The sequence below is a fragment of the Draconibacterium sp. IB214405 genome, assembly GCF_033963885.1.
Lineage (GTDB): Bacteria > Bacteroidota > Bacteroidia > Bacteroidales > Prolixibacteraceae > Draconibacterium.
In genome coordinates, this window is the sequence record NZ_JAXBMA010000001.1 from 880,867 (window position 1) to 907,227 (window position 26,361).

Below are 26,361 nucleotides of genomic sequence, written 5' to 3' on the forward strand. Positions count from 1 at the left end.
ACATTCCCACTATTAATATATGTATAAATATAACGAACAAATTGCGATTTCCGGAGATGGATTAGGGAGAATAACTGCCTGGCTCAAAGCGTAATCTTTTCGAGGTAATTTAAATCGCCCACCTTTTTTACTTTTAATACAAAGTCAAAACGGTTTAAATCCATACACAGGTGAAAATCGCTTTCGGGTGACCAGCTTTCAGTTGCCGGATCAAAAAAGCGGGCACCATCAGTTTCTTTTATCTGCTGAACCATTGCCGGGAAATTATTTGGTCGTCCTTCCAGCTCATTTTTTATGTATTCGCCACACAACGTGTCTTCGGCAGTGGGGTATTGGCAGGCAAAACCCATACAAACCAGCGAAACCTCTTTGGGCTTCGTTTTTCGGATGTAGTTAACTATAGCGCCCGCATTAACAAAACTGCCGGTTATTATTTCGTCGGCATTAACTGCGTTTACAATTCCTTGCGTACCCGAACTTGTAGTCTGAACGATCGTTTTAGCATCAATAGTTGCAGCGTTAATGTGTGTTGGCGAGTTGCCAAAATCAAAACCCTCGGGTTTACGTTCGTGTCGTTCGCCAATTAAAAGGTAGTCGGGATTATCTTTTTTTAATTGATAAGCTAATTCAATGTCGCCAACCGGAATAATAGTTTCAACTCCTTTATTAATGGCATAACAGGCTGTAGAAAATGCCCGTAATACATCGATAATGACAACTGTGCCTTTCGCGCTTCTCGCGCCATCTGCGAGTTGCAGAATATTTATATGCATATTTTAACGTTTTTTGAAAAATACTAAAATTATTTAACACAGCTAAATCGAAAATGGCATGATAATTGAGATACTTAGTGTCCTGTTTACATAAAGCCTGTAAATAAAGGTATTCTGCAAAACTGATATTCGTCATATAGCCCCCAATGTTAAATTTTCATGAGATACTTATTTTTTTTAATATGTTTTTTGACATGCCTGCTGTAAAACATATATGTTTGCAGAGTGATTTAAAATTGAATACAAAAACAACAAATAGTTATGAAAACGGTTAAATTTTTAACAACAGTAATGGCATTGGCAATTGTAGCAGTTGCAACAGCCGTTGAGAAACCTAAAATGAATGTAGTTCCTGTTTCTGAGGATAGAGCAGTTGTTTCAATTCTGAATGGAGTTGATGCATTGTTCGAGTTGAGCATTCGCGCTGAAGATGGAGAGCTGGTATATTATAAGCAAGCGTCAAATCCATCGAATACTTACCAGAAGGTATTTGATTTCAAAAATATAGAGGACGGAAATTATACAATGGATCTACGTGTTAACGATACACGATTGATTAAAGATATTGCAATTTCGTCGAACGGTATCGTTGTTGGTGAATCGAAAATGAGAATCGATCCTTATTTTGCATTTACTAACGATGTTTTAAAACTTACTTATTTGAACTTCGACCAGGAGAACTTGAATTTGATTATTTACGACAAGAATGGTTTGGTTTTCGAATCAAAATTGGGTAAAGACTTCAACGTTGCAACAGGTTTTGATCTTTCGGCTTTGGCTGCAGGACAATACGAAGTGGTTCTAAGTTCAATGAATAATGATTTTTCTTTTAGTTTAGAAAAATAGTTTAGAAAATGTTATTGGTTTAGAAAGGCTGTCGGTTGTACCGGCAGCCTTTTTTTGTTTTGATCCGGAATTGTTGCCGGATTTTTTTTGTGTTAAATGGTTGCGGAGGCTGTTTTGTGGGCCATATTTTCGGAAAGGGTGGAATGTGTTAGGCTGAAGTTCTGGCGTTATTGTGAGGCGTTTTGGTGCTTTTTTGAGGTAAAAATGATGGATATGACTTTGGTTCTTGAATTGCCAGGCCGTGTGGTAGTGTGCTGTAAATAAAGACAATAAGGTATTTAAATATGCGACTTAACGCTCTGTTGAAAATAAGCTAAACATTATTTAATATTATTCTAAATAAAATGGCACGAAAATTGTAATGCGGCGAAACAATTTTTTGAAGCCCTGTAAATAAAGGTGTTAAGCGGTTGTTAAAAAGAACAATGTTAAGTCTAATGTTAAATATTAACGACTTATTTAATTTTTTAAACATGTTATTTGGCATATATGCTGTAAAACATATATGTTTGTACTGTCATTCAATGTTAAACAAAAAAACGAATGGTTATGAAAACAATTAAATTATTATCTACAGTACTGGCAGTAGCAATTGTAGCAGTTGCAACAGCCGTTGAGAAACCGAAAATGAATGTAGTGCCGGTATCGGCCGACAGAGCAGTAGTTTCAATTTTGAACGAAGATGCTGAATTATTCCAGTTGAGCATCCATTCAGAAGATGGTGAGTTGGTTTATTACAAACAAACAACAAAGCCATTAACAAGCTATCAGAAGATTTTTGATTTTAAAAATCTTGAAAATGGTAATTACACCATGGACCTTCGCATTAACGACACACGTTTGTTGAAAGACATTAGTGTTGCATCGAAAGGTATTTCTGTGGGAGAGTCGAAACTAAGAATCGATCCTTACTTTGCATTTGCTGACGGCGTATTAAAACTGTCTTATCTGAATTTCGACCAGGAGCAACTGAGTTTGAATATTTACGATGAAAACGGTTTGGTATACAAATCAAGTCTTGGAAAAGATTTTAACATCGCTTCAGGATACGATCTTTCAGGTTTGAAAGAAGGTAAATACGAAGTAACACTGAGTTCAATGAATAATGATTTTTCATATAGTTTAGTAAAATAGTATAGAAAATGTTATTGGTTTAGTTAAGGCTATCAGATTTGCACTGGTAGCCTTTTTTTTGTCCAGTTGTTTAGGCCGGATTATTTTGTGTTCGTCATCGATAGAGAGTTGTTCGTCGATTAGTAGGTTTTAGGGTGTAACAAAACATCCTTTTTTCATGTCAATTAATTAGAAAACAATTAAATAGAAAAGTCATGAAAACAAAAGCATGGGTGGTTTTTACCCTGGTGTTATTATTTGCAGTAGCTGCAAATGCCACCGATTTACCAAAGATGAATGTAGTGAAGGTAGAAGATAATACTGCATTGGTTGCCTACAAGTCTGATTACAATGTTCCTTTACAGGTTACGTTGTCTAACTCCAACGGAGAAATTCTTTATCACAAACAAACCGAACGCTGTAAAGAGTTTAAGCAAATGCTTAATTTGTCGGAATTAGGCGAAGGCGAATTTTGTGTTTGTATAAATTACGGGAATGAAAGCATCAGCCGGAAAATAACCGTAAAAGACAATAATATTTCGGTTGAGGACGCTACCCGTTGTTTCGAGCCCTACTTTTGTATGAAAAACGAACATCTGAATGTTTCGTTTTTAAATACTTCGAAAAAGCCTGTTTTCCTTAATGTTTACAAAGATGGCGAACATGTTTATGGCTATAATTTAGGAAGGGGCCTCGACATTCAAAAAGGTTTTGACTTGAGCCATTTAGAGCATGGAACCTACGAAGTAGTGCTTACCGATAAAGTAAAAGATCATAAATATATTGCTAAGTTATAAAGGATGGCGTGTTTTTTAATCTGTAAGCGTTAACTCCCTGCGCTCTTTTTATTATGAAAAGTATTTTGCCCGGCGAAACTGTTTTTCGTCGTGTTTTAAAGCGTAAACAACGCAGTGTTTTGATTGCTTTGTTTGCGCATATTACATTTGCTCAGGTCAAGTGAAAACAATTAAGTGAGCGGAGAAAACAGTTTTAATCTCCAAAAGTCAGGCACATTTTTCCATGTAAAAAGGTAAGAAGTAACTCCCGCTCTGTTTTTTTATATCGCATCAAACTTCGGAAGCGTTCTGAGGAATGATGCTTGTAATTGTATCGAATCTTTGTATAAAAATAGATTTTAAGTTTTGGTATTAAAGGCTTTGCAGAGGCAAAGCCTTTTTTTGTTTGCGCTGATAGTTGTGTCGGATGATTCAGGGAGCCAAAAGCATTTTATCATGAAAAATATACTGCAGGTGTAAATTTATAAGATAGAGTGTAATTTTAATAACAAAAGTGCACCAACAATATTAAACGATTCGAGGCTTTGCAAGTCCAAGGCTTTGTTCTTTATAAATATTATTGCATTGTGCATATAAAAATCGAAAATCTAAACAAAGTTTACAAGGGTGGCAGTTACGCTGTAAACAACTTAAACCTTGAAATTCCGAACGGTATGTTTGGTCTGCTTGGGCCTAACGGTGCAGGTAAATCCACACTGATGCGAATTTTGGTAACCCTGATGAAACCGTCGAGTGGTAAAGTTTATTATAACGATTACGAGTTATCGAAAAACCGCAGGGAAATCCGCTCGATGTTAGGCTACTTGCCACAGGATTTTAGTTTTTTCTCAAAACTAAAAACATCCGAATTTTTGGATTACACGGCACGTTTGGCAGGTATGCGAAACGCAGCAGTTCGTCGATCGGCTGTCGATCAAATGCTGGAAGAAGTTGGATTATTTGAAGTTCGCGACCGGAATGCCAATAAACTTTCGGGTGGTATGAAACGGCGTTTGGGAATTGCACAGGCATTAATAAACGATCCGAAAATTATTATTGTTGATGAGCCAACCACCGGACTCGACCCCGAGGAACGTATCCGTTTCCGGAACTTACTTTCCACCATAAGTACCCGCGACGTAATTATTATTCTGTCGACACACATTGTTGGCGATATTTCGAGTACCTGCGATAATATGGCGCTGCTTAACAGAGGCAAACTGGCTTTTGCCGGATCGCCCGAAGATTTAGTGAAAGAGGCCGAAGGACATGTTTGGCTGATACAGGCCACCGAACGGGAGTACCTCGAGATAAACGAAAAATATCCTGTAATTTCTACCATCCCGATTGACGGAGGCTGGGAAGTTCAGGTAGTAGCCAATGAAATAGATGGTTTCCAGGGTAAACTTATGGATCCGAATCTTGAACATGCCTATGTGCATTTTATGGAGAATAAACTAAACCAGTGGTCAAACGCTTAAACCGTAAACAATGATCTCGTTACATAATATCTTTTCAATTGCAAAGTACGAGCGAAAAACGCTTTTTCGCAGTTGGTTTTTCCGCATTTTCAGTGTGCTTTCATTGTTGGTTCTGTTCGGAATGAACTTTGGGATGGTGATTGAAGGCGGCGGTTCCGAAGGTTGGGCCATTCGTGCAATTCCAAGTGCGATACCATATTTTAACCTGTTGATTCTTAACGTTGCACAGGCTGTTATTGCAGTATTCCTGGCATCCGACTTTTTAAAACGCGATAAAAAACTCGATACTACCGAAGTTATTTACATGCGATCGATGACCAACGGCGAATACGTTATCGGGAAAACACTTGGTAACATGCAGGTGTTTATGATCCTTAACATCGCCGTGGTAATTTTGGCGCTGGTGTTTAATGCACTGGCAAAAAATACATCTATCGACTGGGTTTCGTACGGCATTTATTTATTACTGATTAGTATCCCGACACTTGTTTTTATCATGGGACTGTCGTTCCTGTTAATGAGTGTGATTCGTAACCAGGCCATTACTTTTGTTTTGGTGCTGGGCTACATTGGTATTACCTTATTTCTGTTGCAGGCGAAGTATTATTACATCTTCGACTACATGGCTTTTAGTATCCCAATGCTAAGTTCCGATATTGTTGGTTTTGGAAATCTCGATGTTCTTCTGATTCATCGTGGAATTTACTTTGGTTTGGGAGCCGGGTTTATTTTCCTTACCATTTTCCTGCTTAAACGATTGCCGCAATCTATCCCGATGACCTACGTATCGCTGATATTTAGTTTGGTGTTCGTTGGAGGCTCGGGTTATCTGGCATTTAATCATATCACGAGTTTCAAAAAGACGGAAAAACTGCGCACCGAGGTTATCGAACTGAATAATCAGTATGTAGGCGAACCCACTGCAGATGTTGTTTCGAATGATATAAAACTTGATCATAAGGGGAATTCTCTTAGCGTTACGTCCGCAATGACGATCGTTAATAACCGGCCACAGCCATTAACCAAACTCATTTTTAGTTTGAATGCAGGCTTGGAAGTAAACGATTTGAAGGTAGATGGAAAAGCTTTGCCATTTGTACGAAAGAATCATCTGATACTTATTTCAGATCAGGTTAATATGCAACCCGGCGACAGTGCTAAAATCGAGTTCTCGTATGCCGGAAAAATTGATGAAGCCTATTGTTACCTCGACATCGAGGAAGAAACCAGGCTGGAGAAATACGGAAAATTTGTATTGAATGTTGACAAACGATATGCCTTTGTTAATCCGGATTATGTTTTACTCACCCGCGAAGCTAACTGGTATCCAAAAACCGGTGTTACTTACAGTTCGGAGGATGTAAGCTGGTACATGCCGGAGTTCGTAAATTATACGCTTACTGTTAATACCAAGCCGGGATTACAGCCTGTTTCGCAAGGAGAAATGACCGAAGTGGCAGAAGGCCAGTTTCGTTTTCAACCTCAAACGCCGTTAACTCAGTTGTCGCTGGCCATCGGAAAATACGAATTGAAAACAATGGAGCATAACAACTTCCAGTTTGGAGTGTGGTTAATGCAGGGGCACGATTATTTTAAAGATGTTTTCCCTGAATCGAAAGATACGCTGGCATCCGTTATATCTGAACGTTTCGAGGATTTCAAACGGAATTACGATCTTGAATACAATTCCGACAAACTGGCCTTGGTTGAAGTGCCGGCACAATTTAAAACATACGAACGCATGTGGACTTCGGTTCAGGAAGTTGTTCAGCCCGGACAGGTTCTTATTCAGGAAAAAGGGTTTATGATGCGCGAGGCTGATTTTGAAAAGCAAAAAGAACGTATGGGCCGTTGGAGAGGCCGTGGCGGCGGTGCTGAAATGACCGATCAGGACAAAGAATTGCGTGTAGTCGGTGAGTTCCTGAATAAATTTACCGAGGAAAACGAAACCGAGCGTTCGTTTTCGCGTGGAGAAATGAGTATGGAGTCGTCGAATAATCCTTATTTCATATTTCCGTGGTTATATAATTTCCAGAATAATATTCAGTCGGACAACTGGCCAATTACCAACCGGGTATTTGAAGCCTACCTGAAAAGCCAGACCACAGATATGCGCTCGTTATTTATGAGCAATATGAATGGTGAAAGTTCTGAAGTGCTTGCCAATATTGCATTGCAGGATTATTCATTCGAAGAAATTCTTGCCGATCCTGATCAGAAGGATATTGTAAACGACGTAATCAAATTAAAAGGCGATGTTTTATTCTCGAACGTAAAACTGGAAGCCGGAGAAGCCGAATTTGAAGATTTTCTGCGGACCGTTCTGGATGATAATAAATACCAAAATATCAGCTTCCACGATTTTGCTGAACAAATTAAAGAGCGGTTTGATATCGAGCTGGAGCCAATGATGAATACCTGGTTTAAAGCAAAGGCTCTTCCAGGTTACCTGGTTTCACCAATTAAAGGAGTAAAAGTTAAGTCGGGTGATGCAATGAAAACCATGATCTCGTTGAAAGTCACCAATTTTTCAGACATTGATGGTTTGATAAAACTTACGTTCCGACTCTCCAGTGGAGGAGGTGGTGGCGGCCGCGGATTTGGACCTCCGGGAATGGGTTCGGAAGATACTGTGGATAAACTGATCAAACTTACCGCTCATCAAACCAAAGAGTTGAGTTACCTGTTTGATGGTTCTCCGCGAATGGTAATATTCAATTCGCTCACTTCGAAAAATATTCCGCAAACCTATATGGAAATGTTCCGCGAAGTGGAAGAAGATCTGAAGTTGAATGCCTGGGAAGGAGAACGTATCAGCAGCACGCCCGTTCAAACAAAATTACCAAACGAAGAAATTGTGGATAACGAAGATCCCGGTTTTGAGATAACGGAAAACAAACAAGTGAGTTTGCTCGAAAAATTAATAGTTACCGAAGACGAAACAGAGCAGAAATACGCATCAATAAACTGGTGGCGTCCGCCAATTAGCTGGACTGCCATTACCGGTGACGACTTTTTTGGGGAATACGTTCGTTCCGGTTATTACATTAAAGGTGGAAATGGCGAGCAGGTTGCACGCTGGAATGTTCCTGTGAAAGAGCCGGGATATTACGATGTTTACTATCATTTCTACAAAGGACGTGGCTTTGGCCGAAACCGTCAACAGGAAAAAGGAAGTTACAATTTTATTATTCATGGCGACGACGGTGCCGAAGAAGCATTCCTTGATGCACAAAGTAACGAAACCGGCTGGTGTCATTTAGGATCGTTCTATTTTTCATCAGAAAAAGCAGTGATTGAATTGACCGACAAAACCGAGCTGCGAATGATTTATGCTGACGCAGTTAAAATTGTGGAATTATAAAATAAATCAACATACGTGACGAAAACAGCAACTGTTCAGCAGGAGCGGATTCTAAGCGGTACCATTGAAGAAAAATTTTTATTGTATGAAAACAAAAATCAAACTTATGCAAAAGATAGCGATGGCCATTTTATTGGTTGCTGCAACTTTTGCTGTTCAGGCACAAGAAGCCTTAACCCTCGATAAGGCCTTAATTATTGCCGAAACGGGGAGCCCCGATTTGAAGCTGTCGTTATTAAACCTTGAGCGTTACCAGAAAAACCTTGAGGCGCAACGTGCAGCTTTAAAGTCACGTTTTTCGCTTCAGGTTGATCCGGTAAACTACAGCAAACAGCGTCGTTTCGATAACCGTGTTTCGGAGTGGTATACCAACGAAAACTTCGAAACAAGTACCTTGTTTACCGTAGCACAACCTATTTTGGTAACCGATGGTACCATCTCGTTAACCAACGAATTTGGCTGGTCGAGTAATAATTCCTCTTCGTCGAGTACCGAAAGTGAGGTATTTTTTAATAACCTGTATCTGAATCTGAATCAGCCATTATTTACTTATAACTCATTAAAACTCGAGTTAAAAGAACTGGAGTTGAACTTTGAAAACGCAAGGATCAGTTACGCAATGCAGTATTTAAACCTTGAAAAGAATGTTACCGAATTCTTTTACAATGTTTATATGGCGCAAATGAATTTGGCGATTGCAAAAGACGAGCTGGCCAACACGCAAAAAAGTTACGACATAATTAAGAATAAGGTTGAAGCCGGTTTGGCTGCAAAAGAAGAAGAATACCAGGCTGAGTTAAACCTGGCGTCGGCAAAATCTACCTTACAAAACAGCGAGGTTACTTTCGAAAATGCCAAAGACCAGTTAAAACTCTATCTGGGTATGGATCTTTTTGAGGATATTATGATTTTAGCCGACGTAAGCGTGAATCCGGTTCCTGTAGATTTGGACAAAGCCATTGAAAATGGTTTGAATTCGAGAATGGAGTTGCGCCAGCGCGAAATCGATGTGGAAACCAGTCAGTTTGATCTTATCCGTACCAAAGCACAGAACGAATTCAGGGGAGATATGAACCTGAGATTTGGTATCACCGGCGATAATGGCGACCTGGGTAATATTTATCAGAACCCAACAAAAAGTCCGTCGGTAGGAATTAGCTTCAATATTCCAATTTTCGATTGGGGCGAGCGTAAAGCACGAATTGCTGCTGCCGAAGCTTCAATTCAATCGCAGGAGTTAAACCTGAACGAAGAGCGCAATCAGATTGTGGTTGATATCCGTCAGGTTTATCGTAACATTCAGAACCAGTTGAACCAGATTGATTTGGCTGAGCAAAACGAAAGGAATGCCCAGCTGACTTATGAAATTAACCTGGAGCGTTACGAAAACGGCGACCTGACAGGTATGGATCTTAACCTATATCAAAACCAGCTTTCTACTCAGAAAGTGGCATTAAGTCAGGCACTGATAAACTATAAAATCGAATTATTAAACCTTAAGATACAGTCGTTGTACGATTTTGAAAAGAATGAAGCAATTATTCCTTCGGAATTGTATTCAATCGATAATAAAGAATAAACCAGAAAATTATACCAAAATGAAGCATATAAAATTACTTATCCTGTTGGGTGTTGTTGTTGCCGCCATCTCGTGCAACAATCAAACCAGTTCTGAGTCAACTGAGCTTGCAGTTCCTGTTTCGGTTGAAAACATCAAATTAAAAAGTATTCAGCAATTTGTAAGTACTACCGGTACTGCCAAAGCAGTTTACGAAACAGAGCTTACTTCCGAGATTTTAGGAAATTATTTCCTGCAGACAAATCCAAAAACCGGGCGTAAATTTCAGTTGGGCGACCGCGTTGAAAAAGGCCAGGTTATTGTGAAACTCGAGAATGCCGAGTACCTGAACGGACTGGCAATGGAGTCGACAAAATTGAACCTCGAAATTTCATCGCAGGAATATGAAAAACAGAAGTCGCTGTACGAAAAAGGCGGCGTTACCTTGCTCGAAATGCGTAACTCTGAAGTATCGATGATTAATGCAAAAAACAGTTACGAAAGTGCACAAATTCAATTGGCAAAAATGCAGGTTGTTGCACCATTTTCGGGTGTAATTGTTGATTTGCCTTATTACACCGAAGGCGTTCGTGTTTCGTCAGGAGAAAGTATGGTAAGTTTAATGGCCTACAATAAAATGTATGTTGAGATTAATTTGCCCGAGAAAAATATTTCGGATGTAACAACCGGACAGGAAGTGATGATTACCAACTACACACTTACTGAAGATACACTTACCGGACACGTTACTGAGTTGTCGCCAATCATCAGCGACGAAACCAGAACTTTTGCAGGTAAACTCGAAATCGACAATCCAGAAATGAAACTGCGTCCGGGAATGTTTATTAAAGCCAACATTATTACAGCGCAGAAAGACAGCGTAATTGTAATTCCAAAAGACGTGATTCTGACCGGCTCGCGCGGGAAATATGTATTTATCGTAGGGCGAAACAGTGCTGCAAACGATCGCCGGATTACCACCGGAATTTCTAATCAGGATGAAATTGAAATTGTGGAAGGTTTAAGTGCGAACGATCGTTTAATCATTAAAGGATTCGAAACCCTCCGCGATAATTCGAAAGTTAAAGTGATTTTATAATAAGCCGGAAGTCGGAAGCCGGAAATCATAACTATTTCCAGCTTCGGGCTTCGAGCTTCTAACTATTTATCATGAATAAATTAACGAAATTTTCTGTCGATTACCCGGTTACCGTTCTGATGGTTGTGCTCGGCGTATTATTGCTGGGCTACATTTCGTACGATAAACTGGGGGTCGATCTTTTTCCCGATTTGAATTCACCCCGCATTTTTGTAGAGGTGACTTCGGGCGAGCGGCCACCGGAAGAAATGGAGGAGCAGTTTGTTGAGAACATTGAAGCGCTTGCCATCCGTCAGTCGGACGTAATTCAGGTAACTTCTTCAACACGGGTTGGATCGGCACAGATTACAGTAGAATATGCCTGGAACAAAGATATGGACGAGGCTTTTCTCGACCTGCAAAAGGCCTTGAATACGCTGACTCAGAACTCTGATATTGACGAGTTGCAGATTACGCAACACGATCCCAATACAACTCCCGTAATGATTCTCGGGCTGAAACACAGAGAAATTACCAATATGAACGAACTGAGAAAAGTTGCCGAAAATTATATTCGGAACGAGTTGGTTCGTTTGGAAGGTGTTGCAGAAGTTGAACTTTCGGGGCAGGAAGAGAGTGAGATTATTATTGAAACCGATGTTTACCGACTCGATGGACAGGGATTGACCATGGACGAAGTAGCCAGCCGTATCGAGAACTTCAACCGAAATGTATCGGGCGGGCAAATCACCGACATGGGTACGCAGTACATTGTAAAAGGTGTATCGATGTTACAAACCATCGACGATTTCGAGAATCTTATCGTTGGTTACAAAGCAGTTCGTAATACCGAAACAACAACTAATCAGAGCCGGGTATCGATGGCTCCGGTTTACCTGAAAGATGTTGCATCCGTTTCTATCGGAAATAAAGAACCGGTAAATATTGTGCATATCAATGGCGAACGTTGCCTGGGCCTTTCCATCTATAAAGAAACCAAATTTAATACCGTAAAATCGGTTGAACAGATAAACGAGGCATTGGTTAGCATACAAAAAGCGCTTCCCGGTTACGAACTTATTGGCGTAACCAACCAGGGACGTTTTATAAGCAGCGCGATCGGGGAGGTACAGGAAACTGCCCTTATTGGTATTCTACTGGCTGTTGTGATCCTGTTTATCTTCCTTCGCAGGTTTGGAACTACATTGATCGTGAGTGTGGCGATCCCAATTTCTATTATTGCCACATTTAACTTGATGTATTTTAACCACCTCACCATAAACATTATGACACTGGGAGGGCTCGCGCTTGGCGCGGGTATGCTCGTCGATAATGCCATTGTGGTAATGGAAAATATTTTCCGGAACCACGAGAACGGAATGAGTGTTAAAGATGCCGCCATTCAGGGAACGGCACAGGTAGGAGGAGCAATTACAGCCTCTACTCTTACTACGATTATTGTGTTTTTGCCAATCGTATATTTACACGGTGCTTCAGGAGAGTTGTTTAAAGATCAGGCCTGGACAGTAGCATTCTCGTTACTATCGTCGTTGGTTGTGGCTATTTTCCTCATCCCGATGATGTACCATCGTTTTTACCGAAACAGAACAGCTCCGTTAAAATCAAAATCGGTTAAGATGGGTGGTTATGGACGTTTCTTATCAAAAGCGTTGGATGCAAAGTGGTTGATAATAATTGTTGCAACGGTTGCCATCGGCGCTGCAGGACTTTTGATACCGTCTATCGGAACTGAGTTTATGCCAAAAACTCAGACTCATGAGTTGACCATGAACCTGAAACTTCAGGAAGGTACAAAACTATCAAGAACAGAGGCAACGGTTAAAAACCTGGAAACGATCTTAACAGATTATTTGGGTGATAACCTGGATAAAATTTATTCGCAGGCAGGTCCTTCATCCAGTATTGCTGGTAGTAGCACTGCTGTTTTTGAAGGGGAAAACACCGCCGAAATAAAATTGATTCTTAAAAGCGACACAAAAATATCTACCGAAAGTATTGTGAAATCCATCGATCAGCTGACTGCCGGAATTGAAGGACTTGAAATTTCCTATTCGCAGGAGGAAAGTGCACTTCAGTCGATTTTAGGAACCGATGAGGCGCCTGTTGTAGTTGAAGTTCGTGGCGAAGAGTTGGATGAGATTGAGACCGTTGTGAACCAGGTAAAGGAAAAAATGCTGGGTGTAAATGGTCTTTTTAACGTTCAGACTTCAATTGAAGACGGTGCTCCTGAGGTTGAAATTCATGTTGACCGCATGCGTGCAGGAATGTATAACATTGATATCAGCACTGTGATTTCGCAGATTCAGGACCAACTTCAAGGTAAAGATGCCGGTGAAATGGAGCGAAATGGCGAAATGGAGGATATTACCATTAAAGTACCTGAAAAAGGAATTGATGAAATAGGTTCATTGATTATCAACTCGGGCGACCAGGTATTTCGTTTAAGCGAGATTGCCGACATCAGCTATGGCGTTTCTCCAAAAGAGATTTTCAGAAGAAACCAAAACCGCATCGGAAAAGTAACTGCCCAATTGGAAGAGGGGCTTCCTCTTGACCATGTTGCAGCCGAGATTCGCGAGGTAACTTCAACAATCGAACTGTTGCCTAATTATCGAATAATGGTTACCGGTGAAGAAGAAAAACGCCAGGAATCGTTAACCAACCTTACTTTTGCATTACTGCTCTCTATTGTGTTGGTTTATATGGTTTTGGCTTCTCAGTTCGAGTCGCTTATTCATCCGTTTACAATCCTGTTAACCATTCCTCTGGCAGTCGTTGGTAGTGTTCTTATCTTCTTCCTGCTTGGAAAGACATTCAACATTATGGCCATTATCGGGGTAATTATGCTGGTTGGTATTGCGGTTAACGACTCCATAATTCTGGTGGACCGGATTAACCAGCTCATGCGCGAAGGAGTGGAACGTAAAGAAGCCATTTTGCAAGCCGGACAACAACGTATCCGACCAATTATAATGACCAGTTTAACAACAATTCTGGCCTTGTTACCACTTACTGTTGGTTTTGGTGAAAGTGCTTCGCTGCGTTCGCCAATGGCACTGGCTGTGGTGGGTGGTCTGGTTACGTCAACCTTGCTTACTTTAATTGTAATACCTTGTGTTTACGATGTGTTGGACAGGTTTAGGTTGCTTTTTGTGAAGAAGAAATAGAACACAGATGATGTTGATTTAATTGATACTCGGCGATAGCTGCAAACAAAAAATCTGTGAATATCAGCTAAACCTGTGTCATCAGCGTTCCATTAAACGAAAATTATGAAATTCATCATTAACAGAAAAATATTCATCAGTATGCTGTTTATAGGATTAACCTTGTTGGGTTATATTTCCTACAAACAGTTGCCGGTGGAACTCATGCCAAATGCCGAACTGCCCATGTTGTATGTGCAGATCCAGTCGCGTTTAGAGGTGGATCCGGCCTACATGGAAAATCAGGCTGTTGTTCCAATTGAAGGTGCTATCGGAACAATGGAAGGCATTGAAGATATGTCGTCCTTTATCAACAACCGCTCGGCTTCCATACAGGTAAATTTTAAGCAAAACGTAAATTTTAAATACACCTTTTTAAAGCTTCAGGAAAAAATCGACCTGGTTACTGCTGACCTTGACGATAACTTTATTGTTACGGTTAACCGTGTCGATATGGATCAGCTCACCAACCAGTTTATGGAGCTTCAGATTCGGGGAAGTGGAGGAGCCGATCGTGTTCGTAACATTGTAGACCAGGAGATAACCGCCGAAATGGAAAATATCGATGGTATTGCTTCCGTGTCGGTTTATGGTGGTAAAGAGCGCTCAATTGAAGTGACTTACGATGCCGGAGCTTGCGAAGCCTATGGTATTACACCGGCACAAATACAAAGTGCCATTTCGAGCAATTCTACTAACCGAACTTTTACCGGATACCTGCACGATGCGCAAAAACAATATTTTGTGCATGTTACTGCCGAATACGACAAGGTTTCTGATATCGAGAATATAGTTGTTGCCGACGGCCCGATTTACTTACGAGATGTTGCCGATGTATTTTTCGGTGTTAAAGAAGAAACATCAATAAGCCGGGTAAACGGAATGGATGCTGTTTCGATGGTGTTGGTAAGCGATTCGCAGGCCAACCTTATCGATCTTTCGCATAAAGTACAGGACGAAATAGCGGAATTAAATAAAAAGCTTGCCGCAAAGGATGTTCAGGTGGTTGTACAAACCAACCTGGCTGAAACAATGGAAAAGAACATCGATCAGATTATTGATCTGGCACTCGTTGGTGGATTGTTGGCGATTTTTGTTTTATGGATGTTCCTGAAGAACCTCCGTATTGTTTCATTTATCGCACTGGCCATTCCAATTTCGGTATTCACTGCTTTTAACCTGTTCTATGCCTTTAATATTTCGCTCAACAGTTTAACACTGGTTGGTCTGGTACTAGCCATTGGGATGTTGCTCGACAACAGTATTGTGGTGCTCGAAAATATTTACCGGCTTTCGGGGAATAAAGTAAGTCCCGAGCAGGCTGTAACGCAGGGAACAAAAGAAGTTTGGCGTTCAATTGTTGCGGCAACACTTACAACAGTTACGGTCTTCCTACCTTTTGTTTTTTCTACCGATTACATGGTAAAATTACTGGGTAATCACGTTGGTGTTTCTATCATCTCAACCTTAATGGTTTCCTTGTTTGTGGCTTTGTTGCTTATTCCAATGGCCGCACACTTGTTGTTACGTGGAAAACGTCAGCACAATGTTTTCTACGAAAAGGTAACAACCAATAACCGTATAATTCAGATTTATATATTGCTGCTAAAAGCGAGTATGAGGGCGCCTGCCAAAACTATTATTGGGGCCTTGGTGTTTTTCTTCTTAACTGTGTTTATTGTGCTGGCCATAAGTGTCACCAACCTGCAGGAAGTTGAAGAAGAGCAGTTCTCGATTTATGTCACCATGCCAACCGGTGCAACACTTGAGGCAACCGACAAGGTTGTTGCTGATGTGGAAAGCCGTTTGGAAGATATTGCGGAAAAACAAGATCTTTCGGCTAATATTGAAGCAGAAGAAGCTATTCTGACCTTTATTTTACGCGAAGATTACAAAGATATTGACGATCGTACGATCGCTGAAATCAAAAAGGATGTTGAAGACCGCGTAGGTAATATCTCGCAGGGAGAAGTAAGTCTTGAGGCGCCAACGTCAAGTGCCAGTTTCCGTGGTGGCGGTGGTGGAAGTCGTTCCGGATCGCAAGGATTCCAGACATTCATGGGTATTGGTTCCAATCAGGAGCGTATCGTAATTAAAGGAGAAAACTTTGATGTGATGAAAGGCGTTGGAGAAGACCTGCTTTATTACATCGAAGATCTGGAATCGATCCGCAGGGCAAGTGTAAATGTTTCGAACAACAGACCTGAAGTTCACTTGTATTTTAACCAGTTACTGCTCACCGAATACGGCATAACACTTCAGAATATTATGTCGGAACTTGGAACGTTTACCCGCGAATTTACTTCGGGTGTTAATTTTAAGCAGGGGACTGAGGAGTACGAGATTGTTATCAAGGAAAAACTGGCTGATGGGGAAGAAGAAGAGGATGATACCAAAGGTATTGAAGATCTGCGCCGTTTGCAGGTTAACAACGCTCAGGGTGCAACTTACGATATGGATGAGCTGGCCCAGATGGTATATGCCGAAGGTATGGCCAGTATCTCGCGCGTGAATCAGGAAAAACAAATAGAACTTACGTATAGCTTTGTTGATGAAGCCAGCGATTCGAAAGACCTGCTGGAAGCCTATCGTTTGGAAATTGATGGTATTATCGAAGCTTATAAATTGCCTTCGGGAGTTGCTGTTGAGGTAATTCACGAGGAAGATCAGTATTCGGAATTTAAGTTTCTGATTGCGGCTGCCTTTATTTTGATACTTATGATTTTGGCATCGGTTTTTGAATCGGTATCAACACCATTTGTACTTATTTTCTCTATTCCTTTGGCTGCGGTTGGTTCGTTCCTGGCACTTATTTTTACGGGTAACAGCCTCTTTAATGCCAATACCTTAATGGGTTTTATTATCCTGATTGGGGTAGTGGTTAACAACGGTATTATTCTTATCGACTATACAAATATTCTGCGAAAACGGGGCTTCCGAAAATCAAGAGCCTTGATGGCAGCAGGACTTTCAAGGGTTCGACCGATTCTTATTACGGCTATCACAACAATTGTTGCACTGTTTCCTCTTGCAATGGGTCAGGCTGAATATGTTGGCGCTATTGGTGCTCCGTTTGCAATTACCGTTGTTGGTGGATTAGCACTGAGTACCTTGTTAACGCTGGTTTTCATTCCAACAATGTATGCGGGAATGGAAAATGCGCTGAACTGGATAAAATCGCTGAACCTGATTCTGAAAATAGGAATGTTGACCGTATTTATTCTCGGTGCACTATTCATCTACCTGAGAGTAGACAGTTTCGTGTGGCAGTTGCTCGATTTTATTCTTCTGATAATTCTGGTACCGGGCGTTGTGGCATTTACAATGACCAGTTTGCGCCAGGCCAGCGAAAAAGTGATCGATGAAAATGAACCGATCCGAATCACTATCAGGAAACTGGTTAAAGTTTACGACCGCGACTCACGTTTTATTCGCGAATGGAAATCTGGAATAAAGATCCGAGAACGTGCGGGGCTTACAAAAGACTATAAAAAACTTCGCGATTTTTCCGATCTGGTTTGGCAATTGCCATTGTTCGGTTTTGTCGTGTATTTCACCTTCATATATCTCGAAAATAATTTATGGATGTGGATCATGTCGCACCTGGTATTTTTCTTCCTCTTTTTACTAAGAGTGCCGTTAAATCAGGTGTTGATAAACAAAAATGAATCAAGTGGAAAAGCAATCTGGATGAAGCTGAATAAATGGATTTACAACTTCTTATTCTGGATTGTACCACTGATATTCCTGTTTATTTTTTACCGCGAATGGGATAACCTTGGAATGGTGATTTTTATTGCCATTATCTGGTATTTGTTACTCGTTTTCTATGCTTCAGGAGAATACATACACAATAAAGATGTAAACATTGCACGTATAACCGGTCGCTTTGGCGCGCTTCGCCGGGGTTATTTTAATATGGTTCGTCAAATTCCGGTTATTGGAAAGCGCAAGAAACCTTTCCGTGCACTGAATGGTGTAACACTTGAAATTAAAACAGGTATGTTCGGATTACTTGGTCCGAACGGTGCCGGTAAATCTACCATGATGCGTATTATCACCGGAATTCTGGAGCAGAGTTACGGTAAGATCTGGATTAACGGAATGGATACTCAAAAGTACCGCGAAGAGTTGCAGGGACTTATCGGTTACCTGCCACAGGCTTTTGGTACTTACGAAAATATGTCGGCCTGGGAATTTTTGGATTATCAGGCAATATTGAAAGGCATAAAAGATACAAAAACACGTGAAGATCGTTTGGAATACGTTCTGAAAAGTGTTCACATGTGGGAACGTCGTAAGGATAAAATTGGTGCTTTTTCGGGTGGTATGAAACAGCGGATTGGTATTGCACAGATTCTGCTGAACCTGCCACGTATCCTTGTGGTTGACGAACCAACTGCTGGTCTCGACCCACGCGAGCGGATTCGTTTCCGTAACTTGTTGGTTGAGTTAAGCCGCGAACGAATCGTAATTTTCTCGACACACATTATCGAGGATATCTCAAGCTCGTGTAACCAGGTGGCTGTTATCAATCGTGGTAATCTGAAATATTTTGGTACACCAAACGATATGGTGAATATGGGTAATAATTTTGTTTGGCAATTTTCAGTTCCGGCTAAGGAATTCGATAATATGGCCAATAAACAAATGATTGTTCACCATATGCGTGATGGCGAAAATATTAAAATGCGTTGTTTGGCAAAAGAAAAGCCGGCACCCGACGCTGTTAGCGTATTGCCAAATCTTGAGGATGCTTATTTGTGTTTGTTAAAAGACTTTGTTTAAGGAATTATGGAACGACAATTCAATATAAAAAACAGGCTGTATGTTTTAGTTAAAATGATACGGTATAATTTACGAATCATTTTTGCGAACAAGTTTATATGGTTTTTAATTGCAGCACTTGCATTCTTTTTGTTTTTTGCCATACAAACGGTTTATAACGGAGGCTCTTTATCGGAAGATGTGGTTTACGAACTGCTAATATTTCCTGGTATTTTGCTCATTTTCTATCCGTCAGTTTTTGGCATACAAAACGATGATGATTCTCGGATGTTAGAAATCTTGTTTGGTATTCCGAACTACCGTTATAAAGTGTGGCTGGTGCGCTTGATTATGATTTATACCTTGGTGTTTATCATCATTGTACTTTTCTCGGCGCTGGCATCTGTGCTCTTGTACCGGGTAAGTTTAATGGAAATGTCGTACCAGTTAATGTACCCGATTATATTCCTGGGATCAATGTCGTTTATGTTCTCAACCGTTGTTAAAAATGGAAACGGAACGGCTGTAACGATGGTTTTGATTGGGGTTGCACTCCTTATTTTACAAGACGTAATGGAACACACGCAGTGGAACCCATTTTTAAATCCGTTTAATATTCCAAACAACCTGAATGAAGTTATTTGGGCGGGAATTATCCGGAAGAACCGCATTTTTATGGGAATCGGAACACTCGTCTTTGTCCTCTACGGACTTTTTAATCTACAGAAACGCGAGAAATTCGTTTAAACGATATTAGGTGATGCCCTTACTTTGAGTGAGGGCATCACTGTTTTTATACCTTCCTGTAATTCCCAAATTATCTTAACTTTGCACCGCAATTTTTAAAACTTCACGGTTAAGCAATGGAAAGAAGAGATGTGGAAATAATGGCGCCCGTAGGATCGTACGAATCGTTAATGGCAGCCATTCAGGGAGGAGCCGGATCGGTTTATTTTGGTGTTGAAAACCTTAACATGCGTTCGCGTTCGTCTAATAATTTTAATCTCGACGACCTTCGTAAAATCGTGCGTATTGCCACCGAAAATAAGGTAAAAACCTACCTTACCATGAACGTGGAAATTTTTGATGGCGAATTGGATAAAATGCACGAAGTTATCGATGCAGCAAAAGAAGCCGGAGTTTCGGCAGTTATTGCAGCCGATATTTCGGTAATTCAGTACGCACGTTCGATTAACCTTGAAGTTCATATTTCTACGCAGGTAAATATTACCAACATCGAAGCGGTAAAATTCTATTCGAACTTTGCTGATGTGGTGGTGCTCGCGCGCGAAATGAATCTCGGTCGGGTTTGGGAGATTAGCGACCAGATTAAAAAGCAGAATATTACCGGGCCAAACGGCGAATTGATGAAAATTGAAATGTTTGTGCACGGAGCGCTGTGTATGGCCACCAGCGGAAAATGCTACCTGAGTTTACACGAAATGAATTCGTCGGCTAACCGCGGAGCCTGTTTGCAAACCTGCCGCCGTGCTTACACCGTTACCGACAAACAAACCGGTGCCGAACTGGAGATCGACAACGAGTATATCATGTCGCCCAAAGATTTGAAAACCATTCATTTCCTGAATAAAATACTCGATGCCGGAGTTTCGGTGCTTAAAATTGAAGGTCGCGCCCGTTCTGCCGAATACGTAAAAACCGTTGCGCAGTGCTACCACGAGGCTGTTGACGCTTATTTCGATGATTCGTTTACTGAGGAAAAAGTAGAAGACTGGAATACGCGCTTGGAAACGGTATTTAACCGTGGATTCTGGGATGGTTATTACCTTGGTCAGCGACTGGGCGAGTGGAGTAAAAACTACGGTTCAAGGGCCAGCAAACGCAAATTGTATATCGGAAAATGTACCAACTATTTCAAAAAAGTTGGTGTGGCCGAATTCAAGCTCGAAACCAACAACCTGCAAGTAGGAGATGAGATCGTTATCACCGGCCCGACAACAGGAGTTTACCAGTCAACTGTCAGCGAAATTCGTTTTGATTTAAAACCTGTTGAAGAAGGTTTAAAAGGACAACGAATCTCTGTACCTATCGAAGAAGTTATTCGCAGAGCTGATAAACTTTACAAGATGGTTGATGCTTCGCAGGTAAAAGAAAGAAGATAGATTTATTTTACATTGTTTCCTTTTCTGACAAAAACGGCTTAAATTAAAGGCTGAAAGTCAAAGAGATGGATGTTAGAAGAGCGATTTTGATGGTAATGTTGGCCTTTTTTAGCGCTTACACTGTTAAAGGCCAGCTTATTGGATTTCGGGTAGCAACAAATTCAGGCATGTTCATTTCTGAATTTGGAACGTCCGATGTGCCACATCCTGATGCTTATATGGCTTCACCGGCTACCAGTAGCGAAAAGTTTACACCACAGTTGGCGATTGGCTTTGAAGGAGAAGTCCTTTTTCAGGTTACCGAAAGAACATTCTTTGGTGTGGAACTGGACTACTCGCATCTGAAAGGGTATAACGACGATCCTCCGTATTTTAACTATTTTCTTACGCCGTATTTTCAACATTACCAGGATGAATTTGTAGTTTCTCCTTTGGCGTATAACACACGATTGTTTAACCTGGCTGTTAATTACAAGTACTTTATTTTGCCTGATAAAACCTTTACGCCTTTTGTAAAGCTTACCGGCGTTGTCGCTTTTGTTAAAACAGACCTGAGTTATCGTGAATTGCCTGATCCCGAATTGGATTGGGATATTTTATATTCGCGGGGAACAAAAAACAGTGAACAAGATAGCTGGCCTGCCTTCCACATTGGCGGAGGTATTGGATTCGACTATTCGATAAATGATCGTTTAAGTTTTCAGATTGACGGAACATGCACAGTCCTGAATTCAGGCATAATTGATGGAGTTCCCAACTTTACCTACGCACAGGAAGAGGGTGTCGATTTGTTGAAATATAATCGTCGCTTATCGTTAACGGCACAAATCAGTGCCGGATTAGTATATCTTATTGAGATTGGTGATGGTGGCCGTGGAGGAAGTGGCGGAAGAATCGATCCTAATTTACCATTCTATCGAAAAAAGAATTGACATTGACACTTATTTGTTTTCGTCATAAATAATCGATCCCGTGCTGTATTCTCCTTCTTCAAGGCTCAGTTCCAGTGGACGATTTACATAAAAAATATTTCCAACCTGCTCCACTTTTGCCTTGAGCGAATTTATTGGGTAAACAACAATATCATTTGCTCCAATGGACGTTGCAACTACATTTTGAGCTTTTAATCCGGAACCAAAAAAGCCACTGGTAAATGTGCATAATACCGATAGTGTTTCTGTTTCTCCTGATAAATAAAAATTACTAATATGATTGGCAAACACTCTTACATAGTCGTTTTTTACGTTTAAATGAATGTCTCCTGTTCCATCGGCAAAAAAATTGATTTTACTCGTGCGAAGCGTGTCTCTGCAATACACATCGTTAAAACCATATAATTGAATAGGAACGATTTGAGGAAGGCGCAATTGTAACAATGGTTTATCGTAATACCAGGATCCAAACTTATTGTGCCTGATTTCAAGTAAACCATCAATATTTTCTATTTCAAGTTCGTTTAATAGTGCTTTTGGCCCTGAAAATGTTAGTGTACTATCTTCTGACTCTATAAGTTCAAGGTCGAAGTCGTTGTATAGCGCAATCTTTTTAACATCCGGATTAATGGTATAAACAACTTCATCTGTGGCATCATCGGTTACGGAATCCACTATAAACTCACACGATGGAAGTAGAGAAAAGCCGATAAGTAGAATTACTATTTTAACCGATAAATACCGCATCATCAATTCATTTATAGTTTAACGCCGATTCCTGCCTCAAAAAGCTCAGCTCTGAATTTATGAGCTTTAAGACCAATTAAAAGATAATAGTTTTTCAGAAAATAGGTTTTAGAATGTAGTAAAGAATAGGTCTTTTTAGAGTATGTCCAGGGTTTTAATAAGTAGGCCCCAAATGAAGCATTAAGGTCGATAATTCCAATCTTCCAGTTTACGCCGGTTGAGATACCCAAATAGTGAGCAAGATTATCAGATTCTTCGTCAGCTGGTTTTTCAACAGGGTGCAGTTCTTTTCTGTAGTTGTAATCACAACCGAGAAGAATGGAATGGCTTGCAGATATATTTCTCTCGATTTGTGAATGAAGACCAAAACTATTTTGTCTTTCTCCATCCCAGTAACCCGATGAAGTTTTGAAATAGGAACCAAAGAGATGGTAATAATATTTTCGGGACTTGTCGTAATTCTCGTTTTGTGCAGGTACTCTGTTTTGTTTAAGAAGATAGGAAGTTCCAATTTTTGTTGTTAAAGTGTTGTAACCATAGTTTGGCCGTTGTATGCTTGCATTTGATAAGTGGTTAAAACCAAAGCCAAAAAGACCGTACCAATTCTTGTAAATTGGAAAGTTTAGCGATAAATTAGAATGGACAAAAAGGCCGATATGAGTTGAAATATTTAGATTCTTATTGTTTTCTTTCGAGTATGGATTTGTACTGTAACCAAATCCCGGTGCAAATTGTCCGATTAGAGATGCTTTCCCAAACCTGGCGATTGTTCCCGTTTTTCCTATCGTTATTCCTATAATTTGCCCTTCTGTTTTTATGGGGAAGTGGATATAATGCAATCCAAGGTCAAGCATGTTTAATTGCTTACGATCGGCCTTATTTGTGTGAATGGGAATAAGGTTACTGCTGTAAACACTAAACCCGTGGGTAAATCCCCTGGTAACATGAGATAGGTTTTTGGTATGAGCGATTAATGAGCCGGAAGAATAATTAAATAATATGCGGGAGTCGATTAGCTTTGTTTCCTGTGCGTTGGCCGTACCGATATTAAGAATTTCGACAATTAATATAAGAAGAACTATGTGTCTCCATTTTTTGTAGGTGGAGAATATCCTGTTTTGATTCGAAGGAAGAAACATTCTTATTATGTATTATAGGGTAATAATATGGAAAAATTTGTGATGTGGTCTGAAAATGAATACAAAATGGTATTAATTTAAGAATAGCTTCAAGTGTAAAGCAAAGAAAGCGATGATTCTATCATCGCTTTCTTCTTGAAAGACAAACAACTAATTACCTTTTTAACTTTGTATTGAATTCTATCAATCAACCCCTAAGTTCCATCTCAGGAATACAAAGTCGTTTAAACTTTACGGTTATCTTTTCATATTGTTTCGAAATTTGAGAGGATTAACAAAATTTAACCGCGAAAGAATAAAAAGGGTTGTCGATAGCTTATCAGTTATTTATAATGTCTTAAATACTTTCTCGAGTAAAGCTTTGGTTGCAAGAACTCCTTCGCGTTCCTGCAGTTCAGTGCCTTCAAACTCAATGCCTACAAAACCTTTGTAGCCGGCATCGTCAACAATTTTCATCAGACGATAATAATCCATTTTAGCTTCATCGCCGTCGGCATTAAAAACATTGGTTTTGGCGCTTACCCCTTTTGCATAGGGCATTAAAAGTTCAACACCTTTGTAGCGGTCGTATTCTTCGCCGGTTTCACGATTAATCGTAAAATTACCAAAGTCGGGCAAGGTACCTACACGTTTGTGGTCAACCATTTTCATAACACCCGTTAACCAATCTGCATTGCTCGACAAACCTCCATGGTTTTCAACGATCACATTAATTTTTGCTTTGTCGCCATATTCGCAAATCATACGCAAACCATCGGCTGCCAGCTTTTGTTGTTCCTCGTATTCGCCACGGCTTCCGGCATTTACACGAATGGAGTGGCAACCTAAAAATGCTGCTGCATCAACCCATTTTTTATGGTTGTCAACAGTTTTTAAACGCTCTGCTTTTTCCGGATGACCGACCATTCCTTCACCATCGCACATAATAAGTACGTTTGTAACACCTTCATCTTTGGTGATTTTCTTTAACTCGGCCAGGTATTTCTCATCTTTGGCTTTGTCTTTAAAAAACTGGTTAACGTATTCAACACCATCAATTCCTAATTCACGGGTAAGCTTCGGAAAGTCAAGATTTGTCATTTCGTTGGCAAACAAAGCTTTGTGGAACGACCATTCCGCTAATGAGATTTTGTACCTCGAACCGGTTGCATGGCCGGCCAGTACCGGTGAAACTAAAAATGTTCCTGCTGTGGCAGCAGCTGTAGTTTTTAAAAAATTTCTACGATTTGTGTTCATGTTCTTAAATTTAGTTGATATCAAGTAAGTTTTAAACTCTCAAAAGTATTCGTTTTACAAACAGGTAAAAACAAAGTAGCCATTCAATAGCCAGAACGCTTAAAGCGGTAATCAGGTTTAAAATAAATTCGGGAGTATTGAACCAGTCTAAAATTCCGTGGGTGAAAATTGCGACGAATCCGTTTAGCCACTGGCCGCCAACCGTGTTCGAAAAAAGGTAAATAAAAATAGAATTGGTGCCCACAACTATAAAAGGAAAAATCCAGCGATTAATCTTTTTAATATCAATAAACCAGTAACTAAAAGCCAGAACCAGCAAAGCCCATCCTCCCGAGGCCAAAACAAACGACGAGGAGGAAATTCGTTTTATTATTGGTGTCACTGAAGTCCAGTCGAGTAGATAACCGGCAACTAAAATGATCAATCCTGAAACCACTAAAAGCTGAACTTTTTTGCTAGGTTTTTTAGCGGATTGTAACAATTGCCCGGCTACAACTCCCCAGATGGTATGAGCTGCTGTTGGAATACAGTTAATGGCTACCCAGCCACCACCATTGTTAATTTTACCCATTAAAATCATGTCCATCCAACTGCCAAAATTGTGGTCTTTAACAAAAGGTTGATTGAAACCTTCCACAGGGAAGGAGCGATACAAAACTTCGGTTAAAAGGAGCAAGCCAATGGAGACAGCGATTTGAACTGACCATTTATATCGCATAAGAAAATAGGCGATTAAAATGGTTACGGAGAGTTGAGATAGCACATTCCAGAGTTCCCAAACTAGTTTCCGATTATATCCGCAGTGTAATGCAACGCCAAATGCCAAAAGAATAATACAGCGTTTAATAATGTGTTTGGTAATTGAGCTCCTGGAATCGCCTCTTTTTATTCGGTTGGCATACGAAAAAGGCATTGCCACACCAACGATAAACATAAAAAAGGGTTGAATCAGATCCCAAAACCTCAAGCCATTCCAGGGGTGGTGATGAAACTGTTGGAAAAAACTCTCAAAGATTGTTCCGCTAACCGGTTCCTGAACCAATACTGACCAAAGATGTGTGCCTTCGGCAACAAGAAGGAACATTGTTATTCCGCGAAAAAAATCGAGGGAAAGTAACCGCCCTTCAGGGAAACGGTAGTCTGACTTTTCATTCATCCTGGTACTAGTTGGTTAAGAGCAAATGTAGTAATATTTCCATTT

17 protein-coding genes are annotated in these 26,361 nt (G+C 40.3%); 12 read left to right on the plus strand and 5 right to left on the minus strand.

What is annotated here, in order from left to right; genetic code table 11:
• Positions 1 to 83: 83 nt before the first annotated feature.
• On the minus strand, positions 84 to 773 hold the full coding sequence (locus SLH46_RS03260; RefSeq protein ID WP_320279715.1) for a 2-phosphosulfolactate phosphatase: 690 nt from the start codon (positions 771 to 773) through the stop codon (positions 84 to 86).
• 261 nt (positions 774 to 1,034) lie between these two features.
• Here SLH46_RS03260 and SLH46_RS03265 point away from each other — a divergent pair, with 261 nt between their 5' ends.
• The 12 genes from SLH46_RS03265 (at position 1,035) to SLH46_RS03320 (ending at position 22,038) form a co-directional block, all read left to right on the plus strand.
• Positions 1,035 to 1,619: a hypothetical protein gene (locus SLH46_RS03265; RefSeq protein WP_320279716.1), complete on the plus strand. Its 585-nt coding sequence runs from the start codon at positions 1,035 to 1,037 to the stop codon at positions 1,617 to 1,619.
• 549 nt (positions 1,620 to 2,168) lie between these two features.
• On the plus strand, positions 2,169 to 2,753 hold the full coding sequence (locus tag SLH46_RS03270) for a hypothetical protein (protein ID WP_320279717.1): 585 nt from the start codon (positions 2,169 to 2,171) through the stop codon (positions 2,751 to 2,753).
• A gap of 194 nt (positions 2,754 to 2,947) precedes the next feature.
• The gene (locus SLH46_RS03275; RefSeq protein ID WP_320279718.1) at positions 2,948 to 3,529 is read left to right on the plus strand and encodes a hypothetical protein; all 582 of its coding nucleotides are present in this window, start codon (positions 2,948 to 2,950) and stop codon (positions 3,527 to 3,529) included.
• 566 nt (positions 3,530 to 4,095) lie between these two features.
• Positions 4,096 to 4,989, plus strand: coding sequence for an ABC transporter ATP-binding protein (locus SLH46_RS03280; RefSeq protein WP_320279719.1), 894 nt, complete (start codon positions 4,096 to 4,098; stop codon positions 4,987 to 4,989).
• A 10-nt stretch (positions 4,990 to 4,999) separates the two neighbouring features.
• Positions 5,000 to 8,353 (plus strand): golvesin C-terminal-like domain-containing protein, encoded by a 3,354-nt coding sequence (locus tag SLH46_RS03285; protein ID WP_320279720.1) that lies wholly within the window; start codon positions 5,000 to 5,002, stop codon positions 8,351 to 8,353.
• An 85-nt stretch (positions 8,354 to 8,438) separates the two neighbouring features.
• Positions 8,439 to 9,932 carry a TolC family protein gene (locus SLH46_RS03290; protein WP_320279721.1) on the plus strand — a complete coding sequence of 498 codons (1,494 nt, stop codon included), beginning with the start codon at positions 8,439 to 8,441 and terminating at the stop codon, positions 9,930 to 9,932.
• Between the two features lie 19 nt (positions 9,933 to 9,951).
• On the plus strand, positions 9,952 to 11,010 hold the full coding sequence (locus SLH46_RS03295) for an efflux RND transporter periplasmic adaptor subunit (protein ID WP_320279722.1): 1,059 nt from the start codon (positions 9,952 to 9,954) through the stop codon (positions 11,008 to 11,010).
• Between the two features lie 71 nt (positions 11,011 to 11,081).
• Positions 11,082 to 14,177 carry an efflux RND transporter permease subunit gene (locus SLH46_RS03300; protein ID WP_320279723.1) on the plus strand — a complete coding sequence of 1,032 codons (3,096 nt, stop codon included), beginning with the start codon at positions 11,082 to 11,084 and terminating at the stop codon, positions 14,175 to 14,177.
• Positions 14,178 to 14,282: 105 nt separating this feature from the next.
• A complete protein-coding gene (locus SLH46_RS03305; RefSeq protein ID WP_320279724.1) occupies positions 14,283 to 19,004 on the plus strand; it encodes an efflux RND transporter permease subunit in 4,722 nt (1,573 codons plus the stop codon).
• A 54-nt stretch (positions 19,005 to 19,058) separates the two neighbouring features.
• Positions 19,059 to 19,730, plus strand: coding sequence for a hypothetical protein (locus SLH46_RS03310; protein ID WP_320279725.1), 672 nt, complete (start codon positions 19,059 to 19,061; stop codon positions 19,728 to 19,730).
• A 116-nt stretch (positions 19,731 to 19,846) separates the two neighbouring features.
• Positions 19,847 to 21,106: a peptidase U32 family protein gene (locus tag SLH46_RS03315; protein ID WP_320279726.1), complete on the plus strand. Its 1,260-nt coding sequence runs from the start codon at positions 19,847 to 19,849 to the stop codon at positions 21,104 to 21,106.
• A gap of 65 nt (positions 21,107 to 21,171) precedes the next feature.
• On the plus strand, positions 21,172 to 22,038 hold the full coding sequence (locus tag SLH46_RS03320) for a hypothetical protein (protein ID WP_320279727.1): 867 nt from the start codon (positions 21,172 to 21,174) through the stop codon (positions 22,036 to 22,038).
• A gap of 9 nt (positions 22,039 to 22,047) precedes the next feature.
• Here SLH46_RS03320 and SLH46_RS03325 read toward each other — a convergent pair whose 3' ends face one another.
• From SLH46_RS03325 to SLH46_RS03340, 4 genes are all read right to left on the minus strand, one after another.
• A complete protein-coding gene (locus SLH46_RS03325) occupies positions 22,048 to 22,788 on the minus strand; it encodes a GIN domain-containing protein (protein WP_320279728.1) in 741 nt (246 codons plus the stop codon).
• 8 nt (positions 22,789 to 22,796) lie between these two features.
• Entirely contained in the window at positions 22,797 to 23,639 is an 843-nt protein-coding gene (locus SLH46_RS03330; protein WP_320279729.1) for a hypothetical protein, read from the minus strand.
• Between the two features lie 612 nt (positions 23,640 to 24,251).
• Positions 24,252 to 25,160, minus strand: a complete 909-nt coding sequence (locus SLH46_RS03335; protein ID WP_320279730.1) for a sugar phosphate isomerase/epimerase family protein — start codon at positions 25,158 to 25,160, stop codon at positions 24,252 to 24,254.
• 31 nt (positions 25,161 to 25,191) lie between these two features.
• Positions 25,192 to 26,316, minus strand: a complete 1,125-nt coding sequence (locus SLH46_RS03340) for an acyltransferase family protein (RefSeq protein ID WP_320279731.1) — start codon at positions 26,314 to 26,316, stop codon at positions 25,192 to 25,194.
• Positions 26,317 to 26,361: the final 45 nt, after the last annotated feature.

Bases quoted from the DNA above. Each gene is read 5' to 3' on its own strand.
- SLH46_RS03325 (WP_320279728.1), bottom strand. From the start codon at position 22,788: ATGATGCGGTATTTATCGGTTAAAATAGTAATTCTACTTATCGGCTTT.
- SLH46_RS03285 (WP_320279720.1), top strand. From the start codon at position 5,000: ATGATCTCGTTACATAATATCTTTTCAATTGCAAAGTACGAGCGAAAA.
- SLH46_RS03300 (WP_320279723.1), top strand. From the start codon at position 11,082: ATGAATAAATTAACGAAATTTTCTGTCGATTACCCGGTTACCGTTCTG.
- SLH46_RS03310 (WP_320279725.1), top strand. From the start codon at position 19,059: ATGATACGGTATAATTTACGAATCATTTTTGCGAACAAGTTTATATGG.
- SLH46_RS03305 (WP_320279724.1), top strand. From the start codon at position 14,283: ATGAAATTCATCATTAACAGAAAAATATTCATCAGTATGCTGTTTATA.
- SLH46_RS03330 (WP_320279729.1), bottom strand. From the start codon at position 23,639: ATGCTTGACCTTGGATTGCATTATATCCACTTCCCCATAAAAACAGAA.
- SLH46_RS03315 (WP_320279726.1), top strand. From the start codon at position 19,847: ATGGAAAGAAGAGATGTGGAAATAATGGCGCCCGTAGGATCGTACGAA.
- SLH46_RS03320 (WP_320279727.1), top strand. From the start codon at position 21,172: ATGGATGTTAGAAGAGCGATTTTGATGGTAATGTTGGCCTTTTTTAGC.
- SLH46_RS03270 (WP_320279717.1), top strand. From the start codon at position 2,169: ATGAAAACAATTAAATTATTATCTACAGTACTGGCAGTAGCAATTGTA.
- SLH46_RS03290 (WP_320279721.1), top strand. From the start codon at position 8,439: ATGAAAACAAAAATCAAACTTATGCAAAAGATAGCGATGGCCATTTTA.
- SLH46_RS03295 (WP_320279722.1), top strand. From the start codon at position 9,952: ATGAAGCATATAAAATTACTTATCCTGTTGGGTGTTGTTGTTGCCGCC.
- SLH46_RS03260 (WP_320279715.1), bottom strand. From the start codon at position 773: ATGCATATAAATATTCTGCAACTCGCAGATGGCGCGAGAAGCGCGAAA.
- SLH46_RS03275 (WP_320279718.1), top strand. From the start codon at position 2,948: ATGAAAACAAAAGCATGGGTGGTTTTTACCCTGGTGTTATTATTTGCA.
- SLH46_RS03335 (WP_320279730.1), bottom strand. From the start codon at position 25,160: ATGAACACAAATCGTAGAAATTTTTTAAAAACTACAGCTGCTGCCACA.
- SLH46_RS03340 (WP_320279731.1), bottom strand. From the start codon at position 26,316: ATGAATGAAAAGTCAGACTACCGTTTCCCTGAAGGGCGGTTACTTTCC.
- SLH46_RS03265 (WP_320279716.1), top strand. From the start codon at position 1,035: ATGAAAACGGTTAAATTTTTAACAACAGTAATGGCATTGGCAATTGTA.